21 protein-coding genes and 1 tRNA gene are annotated in these 17,664 nt (G+C 55.0%); 14 read left to right on the forward strand and 8 right to left on the reverse strand.

Translation table 11 applies throughout. From position 1 onward, the window contains the following. Positions 1-78 precede the first annotated feature (78 nt). Entirely contained in the window at positions 79-1,047 is a 969-nt protein-coding gene (locus tag O2N63_RS08385) for a GlxA family transcriptional regulator (protein ID WP_271053794.1), read from the reverse strand. A 74-nt stretch (positions 1,048-1,121) separates the two neighbouring features. On the opposite strand from O2N63_RS08385, the gene O2N63_RS08390 reads away from it, so the two are divergent. The 5 genes from O2N63_RS08390 to O2N63_RS08410 all read left to right on the forward strand — a co-directional run bounded on the left by O2N63_RS08390 (position 1,122) and on the right by O2N63_RS08410 (position 5,823). Further along, positions 1,122-2,039, forward strand: coding sequence for a BKACE family enzyme (locus O2N63_RS08390; protein ID WP_271053795.1), 918 nt, complete (start codon positions 1,122-1,124; stop codon positions 2,037-2,039). Next, positions 2,036-2,800 carry an SDR family oxidoreductase gene (locus O2N63_RS08395; protein ID WP_271053796.1) on the forward strand — a complete coding sequence of 255 codons (765 nt, stop codon included), beginning with the start codon at positions 2,036-2,038 and terminating at the stop codon, positions 2,798-2,800. The genes O2N63_RS08390 and O2N63_RS08395 overlap by 4 nt, the downstream gene beginning before the upstream one ends. A gap of 103 nt (positions 2,801-2,903) precedes the next feature. After that, positions 2,904-3,425: a lipocalin family protein gene (locus tag O2N63_RS08400; RefSeq protein WP_271053797.1), complete on the forward strand. Its 522-nt coding sequence runs from the start codon at positions 2,904-2,906 to the stop codon at positions 3,423-3,425. Between the two features lie 20 nt (positions 3,426-3,445). Beyond that, positions 3,446-4,891, forward strand: a complete 1,446-nt coding sequence (locus O2N63_RS08405) for a carnitine 3-dehydrogenase (RefSeq protein WP_271053798.1) — start codon at positions 3,446-3,448, stop codon at positions 4,889-4,891. Between the two features lie 32 nt (positions 4,892-4,923). Continuing rightward, the gene (locus O2N63_RS08410) at positions 4,924-5,823 is read left to right on the forward strand and encodes a DMT family transporter (protein WP_271053799.1); all 900 of its coding nucleotides are present in this window, start codon (positions 4,924-4,926) and stop codon (positions 5,821-5,823) included. A 6-nt stretch (positions 5,824-5,829) separates the two neighbouring features. Here O2N63_RS08410 and O2N63_RS08415 read toward each other — a convergent pair whose 3' ends face one another. Further along, on the reverse strand, positions 5,830-6,531 hold the full coding sequence (locus tag O2N63_RS08415) for an NUDIX hydrolase (RefSeq protein WP_271053800.1): 702 nt from the start codon (positions 6,529-6,531) through the stop codon (positions 5,830-5,832). Between the two features lie 223 nt (positions 6,532-6,754). On the opposite strand from O2N63_RS08415, the gene O2N63_RS08420 reads away from it, so the two are divergent. The 4 genes from O2N63_RS08420 to O2N63_RS08435 all read left to right on the forward strand — a co-directional run bounded on the left by O2N63_RS08420 (position 6,755) and on the right by O2N63_RS08435 (position 8,995). Continuing rightward, positions 6,755-7,363, forward strand: a complete 609-nt coding sequence (locus O2N63_RS08420; RefSeq protein WP_271053801.1) for an EF-hand domain-containing protein — start codon at positions 6,755-6,757, stop codon at positions 7,361-7,363. Between the two features lie 90 nt (positions 7,364-7,453). Next, a complete protein-coding gene (locus tag O2N63_RS08425) occupies positions 7,454-8,044 on the forward strand; it encodes an RNA polymerase sigma factor (protein ID WP_271053802.1) in 591 nt (196 codons plus the stop codon). Further along, positions 8,028-8,444 carry a hypothetical protein gene (locus O2N63_RS08430; RefSeq protein WP_271053803.1) on the forward strand — a complete coding sequence of 139 codons (417 nt, stop codon included), beginning with the start codon at positions 8,028-8,030 and terminating at the stop codon, positions 8,442-8,444. Before O2N63_RS08425 ends, O2N63_RS08430 begins: the two co-directional genes overlap by 17 nt. 2 nt (positions 8,445-8,446) lie before the next feature. Continuing rightward, on the forward strand, positions 8,447-8,995 hold the full coding sequence (locus O2N63_RS08435; RefSeq protein WP_271053804.1) for a periplasmic heavy metal sensor: 549 nt from the start codon (positions 8,447-8,449) through the stop codon (positions 8,993-8,995). 127 nt (positions 8,996-9,122) lie between these two features. Here O2N63_RS08435 and O2N63_RS08440 read toward each other — a convergent pair whose 3' ends face one another. After that, positions 9,123-10,511 (reverse strand): diguanylate cyclase, encoded by a 1,389-nt coding sequence (locus tag O2N63_RS08440; RefSeq protein ID WP_271053805.1) that lies wholly within the window; start codon positions 10,509-10,511, stop codon positions 9,123-9,125. A gap of 90 nt (positions 10,512-10,601) precedes the next feature. Here O2N63_RS08440 and O2N63_RS08445 point away from each other — a divergent pair, with 90 nt between their 5' ends. The 5 genes from O2N63_RS08445 (at position 10,602) to O2N63_RS08465 (ending at position 13,796) form a co-directional block, all read left to right on the forward strand. Further along, positions 10,602-10,880, forward strand: a complete 279-nt coding sequence (locus tag O2N63_RS08445) for a DUF3572 domain-containing protein (RefSeq protein WP_271053806.1) — start codon at positions 10,602-10,604, stop codon at positions 10,878-10,880. Positions 10,881-10,937: 57 nt separating this feature from the next. Next, complete coding sequence (locus O2N63_RS08450) at positions 10,938-11,636, forward strand: HAD family hydrolase (protein WP_271053807.1); 699 nt, start codon at positions 10,938-10,940, stop codon at positions 11,634-11,636. 126 nt (positions 11,637-11,762) lie between these two features. Continuing rightward, positions 11,763-12,350: a heme NO-binding domain-containing protein gene (locus O2N63_RS08455; RefSeq protein ID WP_271053808.1), complete on the forward strand. Its 588-nt coding sequence runs from the start codon at positions 11,763-11,765 to the stop codon at positions 12,348-12,350. Further along, positions 12,347-13,345 carry a diguanylate cyclase domain-containing protein gene (locus tag O2N63_RS08460; protein ID WP_271053809.1) on the forward strand — a complete coding sequence of 333 codons (999 nt, stop codon included), beginning with the start codon at positions 12,347-12,349 and terminating at the stop codon, positions 13,343-13,345. Before O2N63_RS08455 ends, O2N63_RS08460 begins: the two co-directional genes overlap by 4 nt. A 103-nt stretch (positions 13,346-13,448) precedes the next feature. Continuing rightward, entirely contained in the window at positions 13,449-13,796 is a 348-nt protein-coding gene (locus tag O2N63_RS08465) for a hypothetical protein (protein WP_271053810.1), read from the forward strand. A gap of 188 nt (positions 13,797-13,984) precedes the next feature. Here O2N63_RS08465 and O2N63_RS08470 read toward each other — a convergent pair. The 5 genes from O2N63_RS08470 to O2N63_RS08490 all read right to left on the reverse strand — a co-directional run bounded on the left by O2N63_RS08470 (position 13,985) and on the right by O2N63_RS08490 (position 17,568). Continuing rightward, positions 13,985-14,059, reverse strand: a tRNA-Glu gene (locus tag O2N63_RS08470). Positions 14,060-14,181: 122 nt separating this feature from the next. After that, positions 14,182-15,183 (reverse strand): 5-oxoprolinase subunit C family protein, encoded by a 1,002-nt coding sequence (locus tag O2N63_RS08475; protein WP_271053811.1) that lies wholly within the window; start codon positions 15,181-15,183, stop codon positions 14,182-14,184. Next, on the reverse strand, positions 15,176-15,892 hold the full coding sequence (locus O2N63_RS08480) for a 5-oxoprolinase subunit B family protein (protein WP_271053812.1): 717 nt from the start codon (positions 15,890-15,892) through the stop codon (positions 15,176-15,178). Before O2N63_RS08480 ends, O2N63_RS08475 begins: the two co-directional genes overlap by 8 nt. After that, positions 15,889-16,650 carry a LamB/YcsF family protein gene (locus O2N63_RS08485; RefSeq protein WP_271053813.1) on the reverse strand — a complete coding sequence of 254 codons (762 nt, stop codon included), beginning with the start codon at positions 16,648-16,650 and terminating at the stop codon, positions 15,889-15,891. Before O2N63_RS08485 ends, O2N63_RS08480 begins: the two co-directional genes overlap by 4 nt. 243 nt (positions 16,651-16,893) lie before the next feature. Further along, positions 16,894-17,568: a hypothetical protein gene (locus O2N63_RS08490; protein ID WP_271053814.1), complete on the reverse strand. Its 675-nt coding sequence runs from the start codon at positions 17,566-17,568 to the stop codon at positions 16,894-16,896. Positions 17,569-17,664 lie beyond the last annotated feature (96 nt).

Consider the following 17,664-nt stretch of genomic DNA (forward strand, 5'->3'; position numbering starts at 1 on the left):
AACCAGCAGAACTGGTAGGTGACAGGTCAGATGTCTCTGGCGAGAGCATTTACAGAAAGAAAAAAGGGGCCTGATTGATCAGGCCTTTTGTCTCATGTCCGTCACGCTTTGTCCGTGGGCAAGTTTGAAAGCACGGGCAAAGCTCGCCGCGGACCCAAACCCGGTTGCCAGAGCGATTTCTCCGACAGGACGTGTCGTGTCGCTGGCCAGACGGCGGGCTTCGTCCAGCCTGAGGTTCAGGAAATAAGCGCCGGGTGAAGTGTTAAGGGCCTGCTGAAAGCGCGTTTCCAGACTGCGTTGGCTCATTCCCAACTGCCGCGCAATCTGTGCAATGCTGGGCGGTTCTTCCAGATTTTCCTCCATGATCCGAATGGCGTGGGCGACTTTTGGCGCGCGGGCCATAAGACGGGCGGGCGAGGTCACGGTCTGTGGGCGATGCCCGGTGGGATCGGGTTCGTAGATCAATGCGCCAGCCGTGCGCATGGCCAAAGCTTCACCGTGTCGGGAGCGGATCAGATGGAGCATCAGATCCAAAGTGGATCCGGCCCCTCCTGTTGTGATCATGCGCCCATCCACCACAAACCGATCGCGCGAAACATTGATTTCTGGAAAGCGAATTTCAAATGTCTCCAGATCCTCCCAATGGGTTGTGGCGCGATGCTGGTTAAGAAGCCCAGCTCTGGCCATGATCCAGGGGCCGCCATCGACCCCTCCGATGGTCTTTCCGCTTTGCGACAATTGGCGCAACAGCCGCAGGAGATCGGGGCTGCTTTGAGCTTCAAGGTCAAACCCGGCAATCACAAAGATCACATCCAGATCTGATCGCATATCCAATGCTTGACCCGGCACCTGCAATCCCGAAGTAAGCGTCGCTGGGGTGCCATCTGCGGTGAACCAGAGCCAGTGAAAAAGGTCGCGCCCCGCGCGCCGGTTGGCGGCCCGCAACGGGTCGACCACTGCAGCCAGCGACAGGGTGTTGGCGGCATCCAGTACCAAAAGCCCAATGGTAAGCGGTTTGCCCGGTTCGAAGATATTTACGTGATTCATCAAATATACTTCGTAATAGGCAAAGTCTTTCACGTCCAGCGCCGCATTATATCGAAAATATCAGGGAGGATGCCATGCCGCTTCAAATGAACCGAGAGGTTTTCATCACCGCTGCCGTGACCGGATCAGGCAGCACCCAAGATCGCAGCCCACATGTGCCGCGCAGCCCGGAAGAGATCGCGAACTCTGCAATTGATGCCGCCAAAGCTGGTGCAGCCATTGTGCATTGCCATGTACGCGAGCCCGATTCCGGCAAACCCTCACGCCGGCTGGAGCTTTATCGTGAAGTCACGGACCGCATTCGCGATGCAGAGGTTGATGTTGTTTTGAACCTCACTGCGGGTATGGGGGGCGACATGGTGTTTGGACCGCCGGACAGCCCGTTTCCGGTCAATCCAGATGCCACCGATATGGTGGGCGCCGCTGAACGGGTAGAGCATGTACGCCAATGCCTGCCAGAGATCTGCACACTCGATTGTGGCACCATGAACTTTGCCGAAGCAGATTATGTGATGACCAACACGCCTGGGATGCTCGAGGCGATGGGCCGGATGATGACGGATATGGGGGTCAAACCGGAAATTGAGGCCTTCGATACGGGTCATCTCTGGCATGCCAAGACGCTGGTCGAACAGGGTGTGCTGGACAGTCCAGCACTGGTTCAACTGTGCATGGGTGTGCCGTGGGGCGCGCCAGATGACCTCAATACGTTCATGGCGATGGTGAATAATGTGCCATCCGACTGGACCTTCTCGGCATTCGCATTGGGGCGCAACCAGATGGCCTATGCGGCTGCGGCCGTGTTGGCAGGGGGCAATGTACGGGTGGGGCTCGAGGATAACCTCTGGCTGGAAAAAGGTGTGCTGGCCACCAATGCCCAACTGGTCGAACGCGCGGCAACTGTGGTCGAAAACATGGGCGCCAGGGTGATTGGACCCGAGGAGGTGCGTCAGAAGCTTGGCCTGGTGAAACAGGCTCCGATCAGCGCATGACGCGTCGTGTGGTGATTTCGGCAGGGGCGGCCGGTATTGGTCGCGCTCTGGCCGACCGGCTGGCCGCGGCTGGGGCGCGTCTGGCGGTTTGCGATATTGATGAAACGGCCATTGCCCGATTTCGCGAGGATTATCCCGACGCGATTGCCCATGTTGCGGATGTGACGGATGAGGCGCAAATGGCGGCGTTCCTCGGGGAAGTGGAAAGCCGTTGGGGAGGAGCCGATCTGGTTTGCGCCAATGCTGGCACCGGCGGACCAGCGGGGCCGATTGACGAGCTGGATTATCAAGCGTGGCAGGACTGCGTTGCGGCGAACCTACACGGTTCATTCTTGGTTTGTCGCTGGGCGTCGCGGGTAATGAAAGAGCAAAAGCAAGGGGTTATTTTGATAACTTCATCTACTGCAGGGCTGTTCGGCTATCCGATGCGCTCGCCCTATGCTTCGGCCAAATGGGCGTTGATCGGTTTGACGAAAACCCTTGCAATGGAGCTTGGTCCTTATGGCGTGAGAGTGAATGCAATTTGTCCGGGTGCTGTGGAAGGGCCGCGGATGGAGCGGGTGCTCGAGCGTGAGAGCGCTGCCACAGGTCGCAGTATCGAGGAAACGCGGCGCATGTATGTCAATGGGGTCAGTTTGCGCAGTTGGGTAACAACAGACGACATAGCCGATATGGTTGAATATCTGGCTTCGCCCACTGCAAAGAAAATCTCGGGTCAGGTTGTTGCGATTGATGGGCACACGGAAACGCTGGTGCCGTGATCGGGTAACCGCAGCTTCTGTGGGTGCGCCTCATGTCTTTGAGTCTGTTGACCGCGAGAACGATTCCGAGGCAAGAGCGATGAAAGTACAAGGGAGGATTGGCATGAACAGACGGATGATCCTGTCGGGTATGGCCGGGCTTGCAACCACGGGCTTGACCGCCTGTGTAGGCGGATCAGCTGGGGTCGAATTCCATCGCAATCTGAATGTGCGGATCAGTTCGACCACCCGATATGAGGCCGCTCGATTTGCGGGGCAGTGGTTTTTCCGGGGCGAATTTGTCCACCCCGGTGAAGCTCCGCAACGTGGCAGCCTCGACTTCCGCCCGAATGCCGGAAAGATCGCGCAAATCGCACTCTATGCCGCCAATGGGCGTGTGACGGATATTTACGATGTGGATCAGCCCCAACCGGGGCGGTTCACGCTGGGGAAAAAACCCTATCAGACGGAGTATTGGGTGCTGTGGGTGGATGAGGGTTATCGCACCGCCGCCATCGGCACCCCATCCGGAAGCTTTGGCTGGATCATTGATCGCGCCCGCAAAGGGGGCGAAGACAGGATCCAAGCAGCCAAGGATGTATTTGAATTCAATGGCTACAATCTGGCGCGGCTCATGATGACCTGATGCGCCATCTGGGAGATGACATGACCAAAACAGCAGCGATTATTGGCGGGGGTGTAATTGGCGGAGGCTGGGCCGCGCGGTTCCTTCTGATGGGGTGGAATGTACGGGTGTTTGACCCGGACCCGGAGGCCGAGCGCAAGATCGGTGAAGTGCTTGCCAATGCGCGCCGCTCATTGCCGGGGCTTTCGGATGTGTCGATGCCCGAAGAGGGCGCGCTGTCGTTTCATGATGATTTGGCGGATACGGTTCAGGGTGCGATTTGGGTTCAGGAAAGTGTTCCCGAACGCCTTGAATTGAAGCAGAAAGTCTATGGTGCACTGATGCAGGCGGTGGGTGAAGACACCATCGTTGGGTCATCCACCTCGGGTTTTAAACCGTCTGAACTGCAAGAGGGGCTCACGCGCCCGGGACAAGTGCTGGTGACCCACCCGTTCAACCCGGTTTACCTTCTGCCCGTGGTCGAGGTCGTGCCAACGGCTGCCAACTCTGCCGAGATCCGCTCTCGCGCCTCAGAGATTTTGACAGAAATCGGTATGAAGCCTGTTGAGATCAAGAAGGAAATTGACGCACACGTCGCGGATCGCCTGCTTGAAGCGGTGTGGCGTGAAGCCCTGTGGCTGGTCTCGGACGGGATCGCCACCACCGAAGAGATTGACGACATCATGCGGTTCGGCTTTGGCCTTCGCTGGGCGCAGATGGGGCTGTTTGAAACCTATCGCGTGGCAGGTGGTGAGGCTGGGATGAAACACTTCATGGCCCAGTTTGGGCCCTGTCTGAAATGGCCATGGACCAAGCTGATGGATGTTCCGGAATTCACCGACGAGTTGGTGGATCTGATCGCAGGGCAATCCGACGCGCAATCCGGGCATATGACAATCCGTGAACTTGAGCGCGCCCGTGATGACAACCTTGTTGCCATGATGCGTGGCCTGAAAGCACGTGATTGGGGGGCAGGGGCGCTGCTCAACGAACAGGACAAGCGGTTGGGTCAGCCGGAGGTCGACATCGCCGGGCCGATCACCACGCTGGCCACGGCAATCCCGGTGGATTGGCTCGATTATAACGGCCATATGACCGAAAGCCGCTATCTGGATGCGTTCGCTCGTTCCACGGATCGTTTCATGGAAATCATTGGATGTGACGCGGATTATATCGCCACCGGAGGCAGTTACTTTACGGCGGAAACCCATATCCGCCACATCGATGAGGCACATTTGGGCCAACGCATCCGCGTGGAAACCCAATGCCTGCTGGGCAAGGGTAAGAAAATGCACCTGTTCCATTCGATGTATGAAGGCGAGCGTCTTTTGGCGACCGGGGAACATATCCTTTTGCATGTGAGCCTTGAGACCCGTCGCCCATCCCCTCCGGCCGAGAAAATCGAACTTCGGTTGGTTGAGATTGCCGAGGCGCACGCCAAGCAGCCCCAGCCCGAAGGTGTCGGGCGAGCGATCAAGGTCAGCTAGCTTTTTAAACGCAATCGTGGCACAGGATGGGGATGCAAGCCTGGATCCCCATCACTATCGCCGCTGCGTTTAGTCAGAACCTACGCTTCATGCTGCAAAAGCGGCTGAAGGACACAAGGCTGTCGACCAGCGGGGCGACTTTTGCGCGGTTTGTTTATTCGGCACCTTTGGTCGCGTTGATCCTCTGGGGGTACTTCGAGATCACAGGCCAGCAGGTGCCACAGACCAACCCACGGTTCTTCCTGTTTGCCTTTACCGGTGGGCTTGCCCAAATCCTTGCCACGATGTGTGTGGTCGCACTTTTTGCGGAACGGAATTTCGCGGTTGGCATCACGTTCAAGAAAACGGAAGTGGTGCTGACGGCATTGGTTGGGCTAGCCGTTTTGGGGGAAGGAATAGGGGTCTGGGGAACGCTTGCGATTGCCATTGGCTTTGCCGGTTTGATCCTTCTCTCGGATCCGCCCGAAGGCGGCACCAGTTGGCGGCGATTTTTCAACAAAGCAGCTGGGCTCGGGTTGCTCTCAGGCATGCTATTCGCAGTTTCAGCAACCGGGTATCGAGGAGCCTCGCTGTCACTCGGTCTGGATGATGTAGTAGCGCGCGCGGGATTTACATTGGCCTGCGTGACAGCATTTCAATCCACGATCATGGCGCTGTGGATGCGCCTTCGCGAACCCGGCGAAATTACCCGCGTCCTTGGGGCTTGGCGCGTTGGGGTTTTGGTCGGGCTGACCTCGATGATCGGAAGTTTCTGCTGGTTTACAGCCTTCACACTGCAGAACGCGGCTCTGGTCAAAGCGCTTGGTCAGATCGAGCTTTTGTTCAGCTATGGCGCAACATTGTTTGTTTTCCGGGAAGCAATCACCAAACGTGAACTCACCGGAACAGCCCTGATCCTTGGGTCTGTTCTGGTACTTGTGCTCTTCCTGTAAAGCGGGTCATCCAGCCGACGTCAACGGCCCCACTCCGCCAAGCCGTTCAAACAGGCTATCCTCATCCGTGTTGTTGAAAAAGGGAACCTGCGCTGGCGCCCCAAGATTGGGCAGGTTGCCAATGATTTCCGCCAAAACCACCTCGGTGATGAACGGAAGGTCAAACCGGCGCACGTCTTTGATTGGGATCCATTGCAAGTGGCTGAGTTCATCTGAGGCGCGGGAAAAATCATCGGGATCGGTTTTCAGCTTGGCAGCATCCGCGACGAAAAACCGGGCATCGAACCGACGTGGTCGCCCTTTGGGTGTGATTGCGCGAAAGGCAAAAGCCAAACCATCTGCTGAAGGGAGATAGCCGGCTTCGGCAAAGCTTTTCCAATCCTCGGGCACGTCTCCGGGCCAGGGTCCGGGAGATCCAAGAATTTGCCCGGTCTCTTCCCACAATTCGCGAATGGCGCTTGTAAGAAGGGCTGGGGCCAGCGTGGGATCCGCTTCTTCCGCCAACCGTGTCAGGCACGGTTCGGCCCCCCCCTGCGCCAAGGGAACATGAGCATCCTCGGGGTCAACCGCCCCGCCGGGAAAGACAAACTTGTTTGGCATGAAGGCCGCTTTGGCCCCGCGCTGCCCCATCAGAACCTGAGGAGAGGTCTCAGCCCCCCGGATCAGGATCACGGTGGCTGCGTTGCGGATGATCTTGGATTTGTCCATCTTGGCCTCTTTTTGCATTGCCCTAACCCATGGTCAATTTGCGCAGAGGGTCAAGCATAACCCTGCGTTCCGACGAATACCCCCATACTTGATTGCACGGGTTTTCTGCACCTGTTGAAAAAAAACCGACGGAAAGCACCGCGCACCCCGTTCAATGAATATGACACCGGGCAGAACAGCCCGGCAGGGACAGGCAAACAATGACCTATCTAGGAGTATTGAAATGAAACGTGCGACAAAAATTGCGGCAATTGCCCTTCTTTCAGGAACCGTTGTGACTTTGACGAGCATGGGTGCCAGCGCCCATGGCGGCAAGGACGGACCAAAGGGAATGGGTGGCAAAATGGGTGGATTTGGCCAGTTCATGCAGATGGAGTTTGCAGATCTGGATGTTGATAAAAGTGGTCTGATTACAAGCGAAGACCTGCAAGCCAAGGCTCAGGCCCGCTTTGATGGGGCAGACGCGAATGGCGATGGTGAGCTGGGGCTTGACGAAATCAAGGCACATGTAAATGCAATTGCGAAAGAGCGCATGGAACAAAGACATGCGTCAAAAGATGGTCGTGGGCATGGAGCTAACGCCCCCCGCATGGAGAAGAAAATAGAGTGGATCGCCAGCCGGATGTTGGACAAACGGGATGCAGACAACAACGGAACTCTGTCCATGGACGAACTCATGCCCGATCAGGCGCGATTTGATCGTATGATCGACCGGTTTGATGTGGATGACGACAATGCAATCTCCGCTGCCGAATTTGATGAAGCACAGAAAGAGATCTGGATGCGCATGCAACATCGCAACGGTGAAGGCAAACACGGTCGCCGCGGGTAATCTTTCTGATCAAAGGTGGGCGCCCCGGAAATGGGGCGTCACAATCAGCGGAGCGTTGTTTTGACAAGGGTGCTGGGATAGTCACTAAGGATGGAAATGGCGCTGGATGCATATGCAGCTGGGTCGGATGAGGCACTGTTGATCCTATATGGCAACGGGGATCCCTCGGCGGCGCAGATCCTGACCGCGCGGCTGGCGCCGCGGGTTTTGGGCTATGCGTCCCGTTTATTGGGAGGGGACCGGGCAGAGGCGGAAGATGTCACTCAGGAGGCAATGCTTAGGCTTTGGAAACAGGCCCCGAATTGGCGCCAGGGTGAAGCAAAGGTAACGACATGGCTTTATAAAGTAGTGTCCAATCTGTGTACCGATCGGCTGCGCAAACGGCGTTCGGTTGATATTGATGCCATCGAGGAACCCGCAGACGAGGCTCCAAGTGTGGTGGATGGCATGATGCAGCGTGACCGGGCAGAAGCGTTGCAAGATGCACTGATGCAATTGCCGGAACGGCAACGCATTGCGGTTTCACTTCGGCATCTTGAGGGAGCATCGAACCCCGAGATCGCCGACGTTCTGGAAATCAGCGTCGAGGCGGTTGAAAGTCTGACCGCCCGGGGCAAACGGGCGCTGGCTGCGGCATTGGCCGGGCGGCGCGAGGAGTTGGGATATGGCGAAGACAGATAAAGACATCTTGGATGATGCCAAGCTCGATACAGAGCTTGAGGCGTTTTTTGAAGCGGGGTGTGCGGCGTCACCGGTTCCTTCAGATGCGCTGATGGCGGCCATCGTTGAAGATGCGCAAACCCATCAACCTACGTCACAGACGGTGGCCGCACCTGCTCAACGTCGCTCTTTTTGGAGAGAATTTCTGTCTCAAATCGGCGGCTGGCCCTCTGTTGCAGGTATGGCAACGGCCACCATCGCTGGGGTCTGGATCGGATTTGCCGATCCAGTTCAACTTGAAACATGGTCTGGTGGTGTGGTGTTGTCAGGCAATTATGACGGAGCCGAGACGATCTATTCCACTGAGGATCTGGCCCCGAGCTACTTTGGGACCAGCTTGATCATTGAAGAGGAAGGGTGAACATGTCAGACATTCAGCCCCCCAAAACGCAAGAGACGCGTGCCACTCCGAAAAAACGGAAGTTGGTCAAAGTGATTTTTGTGTTGTCGTTGACCTTGAACCTTCTCGTCCTGGGATTGGTGGTTGGTGCACATATCGGGGATCGGCGCGATTACGGATTTAACCCCCGCGGGCCGGATCGCAGTATGATCCGAGCACTCGGATTCGGACCAATCGCTTCAGCCCTGCCGCTGCGTGAGCGGCGAGCGATTGCAAAGGCTCTGCGTGCGGAGCGCGGCAGCTTTGCCGAAAACCGAACTGCAATTCGCCGCGATTTCAAGGCGATGATTGCAGTGCTCCAGGCTGAAAACTTCGACCCGGACGCGTTGCACGCACTTCTTGACGGGCAGCGTGATCGAATGTTGAAGCTCGGGGAGACCGCCCGCCTTCTGGTGATCGATCGCATCAGCAGGATGTCCCGGGAAGAACGTATGGAATTTGCCGAAGAAATTTTGGAAAAAGTTCGGTTCGAGAGACGCAAGTTTCCCAAGCACTCAAAGGATGGAAATTAGTCTACAACTTTACTTCTGATTGGTGGAGCGCCGCTGGGTGCACAGAGGATTGTTAAGAGGATTGAGCCGAGGATCGAAGAGTACCATCGGCTGGAACCAACACCTCCGAGCAGGTGTGATTTTGGCATCAGGCGGCGCTTTGCACGAACGTCACCTGATTACGCCCTTCCGCTTTTGACGCATAAAGCGCGCGATCGGCAGATTGAAGCATTTCCTGGATCTGTCCTGTTTGTTTTTGGCCGGGATATGACATTGCAACCCCGATCGACATTGTCACAGATATGCCGGTGTTTACCGAACTGGCGTGGATCGGAGTGTCTCCGATCACACGGCGTAGCCGTTCCGCCATCTTCAATGCATCATCGTGGTTGGTGTCAGGCATCGCGATCAGGAATTCTTCGCCACCATAACGTGCCAGTAAATCCATATCGCGGATGCTGCTTTTTAACCGGTTGGCTGTCTCGATAAGAACCTCGTCTCCGGCAAAATGGCCATAGCAGTCGTTGATTGATTTGAACCTGTCCAGATCCATCAACATAATCGCGAACCCTTTGCCAGTCACCGAGGATTGGGTTTCCAAACGTTCAAGATAGCTTGCTGCATAACGCCGATTGTAAAGCCCCGTCAGGGGGTCCGTAACTGCGAGCGATAACCTTTCGTCAACGGTATTGCGCAGGCGGTCGGATAGGAATTTGCTTGGGATCAGTGGCGCCAGCCGCACCGCGATTTCTTCTGCATCGAAATACCCGGAAAGAACCGCGTTTGCCCCGAGATCGAGTGCCATTGCCGCATTTGGACCAGCACTGTCTTCATCTATGAACAGAATGATGGAATGCCTTGTCGACATGCGTGAACGCAGTTCGGAGACCAGTCTAAGACCGTCTCCCTTCTCAGATATATTGGTCGAGATAATAAAGACATCCGGCACCTGATCTTTCCGCCGACTATCTTCTAGCGCATTGCCTTTGTTCAATACTGTTACGGTTTGCCCCATTTCCTGTGTCAGCGCCTTGCGCCACATGAGACCAGTGTCGACGGCAGGGGCCAAAAGGGCAATTCTGGGTTGACGATGATAGGGCGTGGACGGTTCCGAGAACCCCATCTCTGCGGCCAAAATCTGTCGCCGTGCCACCTCTTCTCGGGCGGTGTGGTCGCGCATCAGATTGCGTACGGTGGCCAACATCGTACTTTCTTCCAACGGTTTTGTCAGAAAATCATCAGCCCCCGCCCGAAGTGCCATCAACCGGTTGCCGCGCCCCCCTACAGGCGAGATGATGACGACAGGGATTGTTTCCAGGCTTTTGATTTTCTTGATCTGCCTGCAAGCCTCTATTCCGCCGCCCCCCTGAAGGGTCTGTCCTAGCAGAATAAGATCCGGGTAATCGCTTTGAGCCATGCTCAGAACGTCTGATACTGTTGCGGCTTGGACAACATCATAGCAGGCAGTGGTGAGTTTCACCTTCAACACGATGCGATTAGTCGCTACGTCATCCGCTATGAGAATGCGCCCTGACATATAAGTTCCTAGCAAGAATTGGTTGTTTCGCTCAGGAATATCTTCGGTGCAATTGGTTAAGAAAACCTTTCCAGAAGGAAGGAAATGTGAATGAAACCTGAAAATGCCGAAGTTATCGGGTTAACCGCCTTATCATGGCTGGTGAGCAATGATGAATTGTTGCCAGTGTTTATGGGGGCGAGCGGAGCAGGGGAGGACGACATCAAATCTGGGGCAACTTCGCCAGAGTTTCTCGCCGCCGTTTTGGATTTTCTGACCATGGATGACATCTGGGTAAAGCAGTTCTGCGACGAAAATGCGCTGCCCTATGATGCTCCCATGACGGCCCGTCAGGCCCTTCCTGGAGGCGGGCAGGTGAATTGGACTTGACCCGATCCCCATTCCATTGTGTTCATTGCGTATGGCGCACCCAAGGGAGGATGGCAAATGACTGTCAAAGCATTGCTTTTTGATAAAGATGGCACCCTTTTTCATTTCGAAGCAACTTGGGAAAGCTGGGCCAAATCCGTTCTGGATCGCCTTACCCAAGGAGATACCGATCGTGCGTGTGCGGTTGGCGCAGATATTGGGTTTGACTACCAGGAAGGTCGGTTCGCGCGTGACAGTGTGGTGATCGCGGCTACTTCGGAAGAAGTGGTTAACGCGCTGGGGCAACATTTTGACCAAACGGCTTACGAACTGGAAGCTATTCTTAACGAAGAGGCCGCAAACGCGCCGCAGGCTCAGGCCGCAAACCTTCAAGAAGTATTGGGTGCATTGCGGGCAGATGGCCTGGGATTGGGTGTGGCCACAAATGATGCCGAAATGCCTGCGCGCGCGCATCTGGAAGGAGCGGGCATTACCGATCTGTTTGACTTCATCGCGGGTTACGATAGTGGCTATGGTGGCAAGCCGGCGCCTGGTCAATGCCTTGCTTTTGCTCAGAAATTGGATCTTGAAACGTCGCAGATCGCAATGGTCGGTGACAGCCTGCATGACCTTCATGCCGGGCGTGCTGCCGGGATGAAAACAGTTGGCGTGTTAACCGGGCTGGCGACTGAAGAAGAACTGGCACCATTCGCCGATGTTGTGTTGCCTGATATCGGCCATTTACCGCGCTGGATTGCTCAGATTGACATGACCTGAAGGCAGGGTCGGGCTGATCGAGGTATCACATAACCCGGCATCGGAATGATGTCGGCGTTTGCCTTTTCCTATTTGTTAACAAACAGAGCGTACTGTCCTTATGTCACACTTGAGGACGGATGGAATATGCACGGTTTGATCAACCGATCGATAGAGAGTTTCTTGCGCGGCACTTATGGTCATAAGTATTGGCGCGATATCGTAAATGAGTTGGATTTGGGCTTTGAGAGTTTCGAGCCGATGTTCCGGTATGACGAGGCGTTGACCCGCTCTGTTGTGGATCATGCTGCACAACGCTTGGGAAAATCCAAGGATGTCCTGCTTGAGGATTTTGGCACGTCTTTAATAGTGGATCGGCGCTCCCAAAGAGTCCGGAGATTGCTGAGATTTGGTGGTGTGACGTTCACCGAGTTTCTCCATTCCCTAGAAGATTTGCCTGGCAGAGCCCGGCTTGCCGTTGCCGAAATTGACATGCCGGATATTGAGGTGGATGAACTTGAAGACGGGGAATTCAGCATCGTAATTCGCCATACGACTTCTGGATTTGGGCATGTGATCCTTGGTGCTCTGCGCGCCCTTGCCGATGACTATGGTGCGCTTGCGTATCTGGAATTTGTCGGGCGCAATGACGATGTTGAACAGATATCTGTGCATCTGTTGGACATGGCCTATTCTGAAGGGCGTCTATTTGAACTTGCGATAGGTGCAGAATGACGGCGCAATCTTCTTTCACAATCAGTCTGAGTACACTCGATCAGATGATGCCGATGTGCATGCTGCTCAATTCAAAAGGCGTGATTACGCATGCAGGTCCGACCTTGATCAAGGTGTTCAAAAGTCGAAACATTGTTGGGTCCAGCATATTCAGGCTGATTGAAATGCGCCGCCCAAAAGAGGTGACGAGCATCGAGCAGGTGTGCAAATTTCATGGTGCCAAACTTTACATGAAAATTCGCGATGAACATGCAACGTCGTTGATCGGGGCCGTGTCCTGTATTCCTGAGTGTGGAGGGGTATTGCTTAATCTGTCTTTTGGTATTGCCGTGGTCGATGCCGTACGCAGATACGGGCTGGCCGGGTCTGATTTTGCGGCGACGGATCTGACTGTGGAAATGCTCTATCTGGTTGAGGCAAAAACCGCGGCCATGGAAACATCGAACCAGATGGCACTTCGTTTCCACGGCGAAAAATCTGAGGCCGAAGCTGAGGCGATGTCAGATGAATTGACAGGGCTGAGAAATCGGCGCGCATTGGATCAGGTGATGCAACGACTTTTGTCAACAGGTTCGGATTTTGCACTCATGCATCTGGATTTGGACTACTTCAAAGCTGTGAATGACACCAAAGGGCACGCCGCAGGGGATCATGTGCTCCAGGTAGTGGCAGAAATCCTGACATCTGAAACCAGAGATAACGATACGGTCTCACGCGTCGGTGGCGACGAGTTTGTTCTTGTCCTTCCACAGATTATGGAACCGGATCAATTGAAGGGTTTAGCTAATCGCCTGATTAAGCGCCTGGAAGAACCAATTTATTTCAGAAGTGGTGAATGCAGTATTTCTGCGAGTATTGGTGTGGTTACAACAGCGACATCTTCCTATGTTACTTCCGAGCAGATGATTGATGATGCGGATATTGCCTTATACGCGTCAAAAGAGGCCGGGCGGGCACAATTTACACTTTATTCACAGGATCTTCGCGACAATTGAGCGAGAGCAGACAACTGGTTTCGGCACACTTGCTTGACATCTATTTGCTGCGCCCGTACCGCACTGGAAATTGATTTCTGGTTCGGAAGGTAAGAGAACGAAGATGTTCAGAAGTGTCATGTTCGCAGCGGGATTTTTGACGGCATATAGCGTCGGGGCGAACGCTGACACGCCTCTAACTGTTCAATCGATTTTGGGACGAACTTTGGAAAGTGACCACGTCAAGAACGCACATATCTATGCCGATGGAACTCTGGATGGGGTGTTCAACGGAATAACATACGCAGGTCACTGGTTTTTGAATGATGGGCAGTATTGCCGAGAATTGACACGGGGATTGGTTAGCAAACCGGCCTGCCTCGATGTGGCGCCGATCAAAGACAGCGCCGGGCACCTTGTTGCTGTCGAATTTCAAGCGCCGGGTGTCAGAACACGGTTTGACTTGAACTGACGGATGACATCAGGGGAGGTGAGAAGAGGCTGAAAATCACGCTAACCTACTGCAGCTGAAAGACAATATCTTCCGGCTTGTAGCGTTTTATTCCCAATATTGTAATCCTCGTTTCCCAGCTACAGGGGGGACCACTTCTTTGGGAGGTAATTGCCGGATCCTCAAAAAACACGGATGTTTGGGGGTGGTGGCAGCCCGTAGGGGAATCGAACCCCTCTTTCCAGGTTGAAAACCTGGCGTCCTAACCGATAGACGAACGGGCCGCGCTTGGCGTGAGGAGGCTTTTAGGGAATCCCGATCTGGGACGCAACCCCTGAAATGCAGGCGCAGGTGATTTGTTCGCAAATCACACACACGTCACGGGGCATTTCAGATTTTGCGCCGATCAGGACACCACGCCGCTGATCAGGTTTTCCCTCATCAGCCTTTGCGGGAGGGTGCCGCGAGCTTGTGAAATTGCTTCAAGATAGCGCTCAACGGCAGCTGCGCGATTTCGCGCTATGCTGACGGCCTCGTCAGGAGAGATCAGCGTAAAGGCCAGACTGTCCCGTGCGCGCATCTGCGCGAACTGATCCAAATCGGCCGAGATCACGGTTGCAATTTTGGGATACCCACCTGTCGTTTGATGATCTGCCAGAAGTACCGTGGGAACGCCGTCTCCTGCCACCTGAATTGAGCCCTTGCAGACAGGTTCTGACGGGATCGACAATGCGCCTTCCAAGTCCAATTTGGGTCCTTCGAGCCGTACTCCCATTCGATCGAATGCATCTGAAAGAGCATAGGTCGACATCTGGAAAAGCTCTTGGGATGCAGAGCTGAAATGATGGTTCTGAGGTCCCATCACGACACGGGGGGCACCGGGGGCAGGGAGGAAATCAGGGCGTTGAATAGGGCCTTCGCGCTCTTCTCGAACCTTGGATTCTCGCACCACAATGTCCTGTCCGCTGGCAAGGGCACCTCCTCCGAAGCCTGAGGTGGAATGGGTTGCGCTGTGGCCAAGCCATTGATCGGTCACGAGGTTCCCGGCAAATGCCAGATACGCCCAGCTGCCAGACGGGCCTGGCCGGATGGACAGTTTCTGCCCGGCCGAGACTGTGCAGATGGTCCAGCCAGGTTGGGTTGTACCATCCAGGGTCAGGTTGAATTCGCCACCTGTTAAAGCAATGCTGACTTCGCCCTCCAAACATTCGAGCAGCAGCCCACCCATGGAAATTTCAATTGTAGTGGCATCTGTGGGCTGGCCAAGGGCCGCATTGGCTGCAGCATAGGACAGCCGATCCATCGGGCCAGACGCCGGTACGCCAAAGCGCATCAGGCCACGGCGGCCAGCGTCTTGATAGGTGACCAAAGGGCCGGCAAATTGTACGCGAAACCGGGCGTCAGCCATGCGAGATCGCTCCTTGATTGCCAGTGTTCAGCGCATCGAACCGATTTCGGTCAATTCGCTTGAAACGGACGGTGTCACCCACATCAAACAGGAAGGGCCGGTCGGGATCATTGCGGAGTATTTCGGTGGGAGAACGTCCGATAATCGACCATCCCGTGGGCATCGTAAGCGTGGTGACAAGGCATTGTGGCCCGGCAATGATCACGCTTCCTGCAGGAACGTCGCGCACAGCGACTTGCTTTCTGGGCAGCTGGATCTGCTCGGATACCCCGGTCAGATAGGCATAGCCGGGGGCAAAACCGTACATGCCAACCCTGTAGGATGCGGAAAGATGGCAGGCAATCACGGCCTCTTCGCTCATGCCTGCCGCATGCGCAACGGCACCCAAGTCAGGGGCCAGATCAGCGTCGTAGCACAGTTCAACCTCATGCGTTTGGATATTGCTATCAATGGCAGACGCGCGGGGGATGAGGGCTTCGATTTCGCTTTGCATGATGCTGTGATCGGTAACAAGCGGATCAAAGTCGATCAACAGGTTGACGAGCGCGGGAACAACTTCGCAAAGCCCATCTGGCGGAGAGGCCGAGATGGCGTGATCAAGGGCAAGTACGCGGTTGGCAATGTCATCGGAAATGCTGTCCGCAAACTCCACCAGCAAAGCATGATCCGCGACGGGAACAAAACGAGGAAAGATGTGAGAAGCTTTCATTGGCGCGCAAACGGGGTCACAGTTATCCCGGCTTGTTCCAGCCGAGAGCGAATTTCGCGAGCCATTGCCACGGCAACCGGCCCGTCTCCGTGCACACAGATCGAATGGGCATCAAGCGTGATCGGGTCGCCATCAATGACCGGCATTTTTCCTGTTTCGAGCATCGATATCAACCGCTCGGCAGCCTCTACTGCGTCGTGGAGCATTGCCTGTGGGTGACTGCGCGGGACCAGCTGACCGTTGGAAAGATAGCCCCGATCCGCAAAGATTTCCGAGTATGTTTCGAGCCCCTGAGTTTTGGCAGCGCTTTCGAATTCAGTGCCGGATATCGCAAGCACCGTAAGGTCTGGATCAAGTGTATGGATCGCTTCGGCAATCGCTTTTGCTACGTCCTTATCTGCAGCGGCGAGGTTGGCGAGAGCACCATGCGGTTTGACGTAGGACACCTTGGTGGGCACCAATGTCGCAACACCCATCAGTGCCCCAATTTGTGCCGCAACCATCCGTCCGATTTCTTCGGGTGCCATTGGGATGACGCGCCGCCCAAACCCTTCACGATCATTATAGCCGGGATGGGCCCCGATCATGACACCGCGTTCGGTGGCGAGCGAGAGAGTTTTGAACATGGTTTCTGGATCGCTGGCATGTCCTCCACACGCGATGTTTGCACTGGTCACGATGGTCAACATGGTCGCGTCATCGCCCATGGTCCAGGGACCAAAGCTTTCACCCAGGTCGGAATTCAGGTCTATCTTCATGTGCTTACCCCCGAGGCCCACGCCCAATGTGACGGGCGGTGTATGAAATCATAGGGTGAGTCTGACGGGCTGTGAATGTATAAACGACAGGAAATTCAAGCCAATGAAGGGACGTGCTTAATCTTCAAGTTGAGGGGGAGTTGGTGGTGCATAGGGGCTTTCATTCCAAACAAAATCATAGTGAAATTTGGATAGGGCTGCCCTGCGATAACATCTCCACACAGCAATAAAGACCAATGGTTCTTAGAGTGAAGTCGATTGCAGTTTCACGATCATTGCGGCTGCACCGGTCAATATCAGGGCAAATATGGCAAAGAGAGCCAGCGCAAGCCCGATCGCCGCAAGATTGCCCGGCAACTTGTGTATCAGCCTCGAAATCCATCTCGGGGGGCTAGAAGCTGTTTCGAACCAGCGCTCAATTGCCGACGTATAAAGTGGCAAGGCGCTGACCATCGTCGCGTAGAGATAGACACCTGAAATATTTTCAAAAAACACGGATCTGACAAGTGTTGGGCCAACCACGCGCAGCGCCTGCCAATGATCCCCTCCAAATGAACCGAACCAATCGGCTGAAACGAAATAGATCACCCCATGCAGCAGGACGAAGATGATGACCCTTGCTGGCAAGTCGATCAACAGGATTTTGACCGACGCAGCCGCACCGTTCCGGCTTTCAAGATGCATGGCATAAAGAAAGAAGCTCACATAGTTGACTGTAAACACAACCGGAATCCCGTTTGTCAGAACCTGACGCAGAAAGCGGCTGAGCGCGGTCCCGTTGTTCCACAGCATCGACCCGAAGCCCGGCGTGAGTGAGATGTAGAGAAGCAGCAAAGGGAAAAGTCCGAGGCAACTGATTGCCAGCGTGTTGAGCGCAAATCGCAGGAAGGGCATGTCGGTGCTGAAGTGTTTTTCCATCGCAAGTTACATTGTCACATTAAATGCCTCGTCACTTCAATTCAGAGTTTGACACTGCGCAGGCTCTGCCAAGGGTAAATCCGCGAGCTGTTGAGT

The organism is Aliiroseovarius salicola (genome assembly GCF_027891095.1).
In the GTDB taxonomy this organism is placed as follows: Bacteria; Pseudomonadota; Alphaproteobacteria; order Rhodobacterales; family Rhodobacteraceae; genus Aliiroseovarius; species Aliiroseovarius salicola.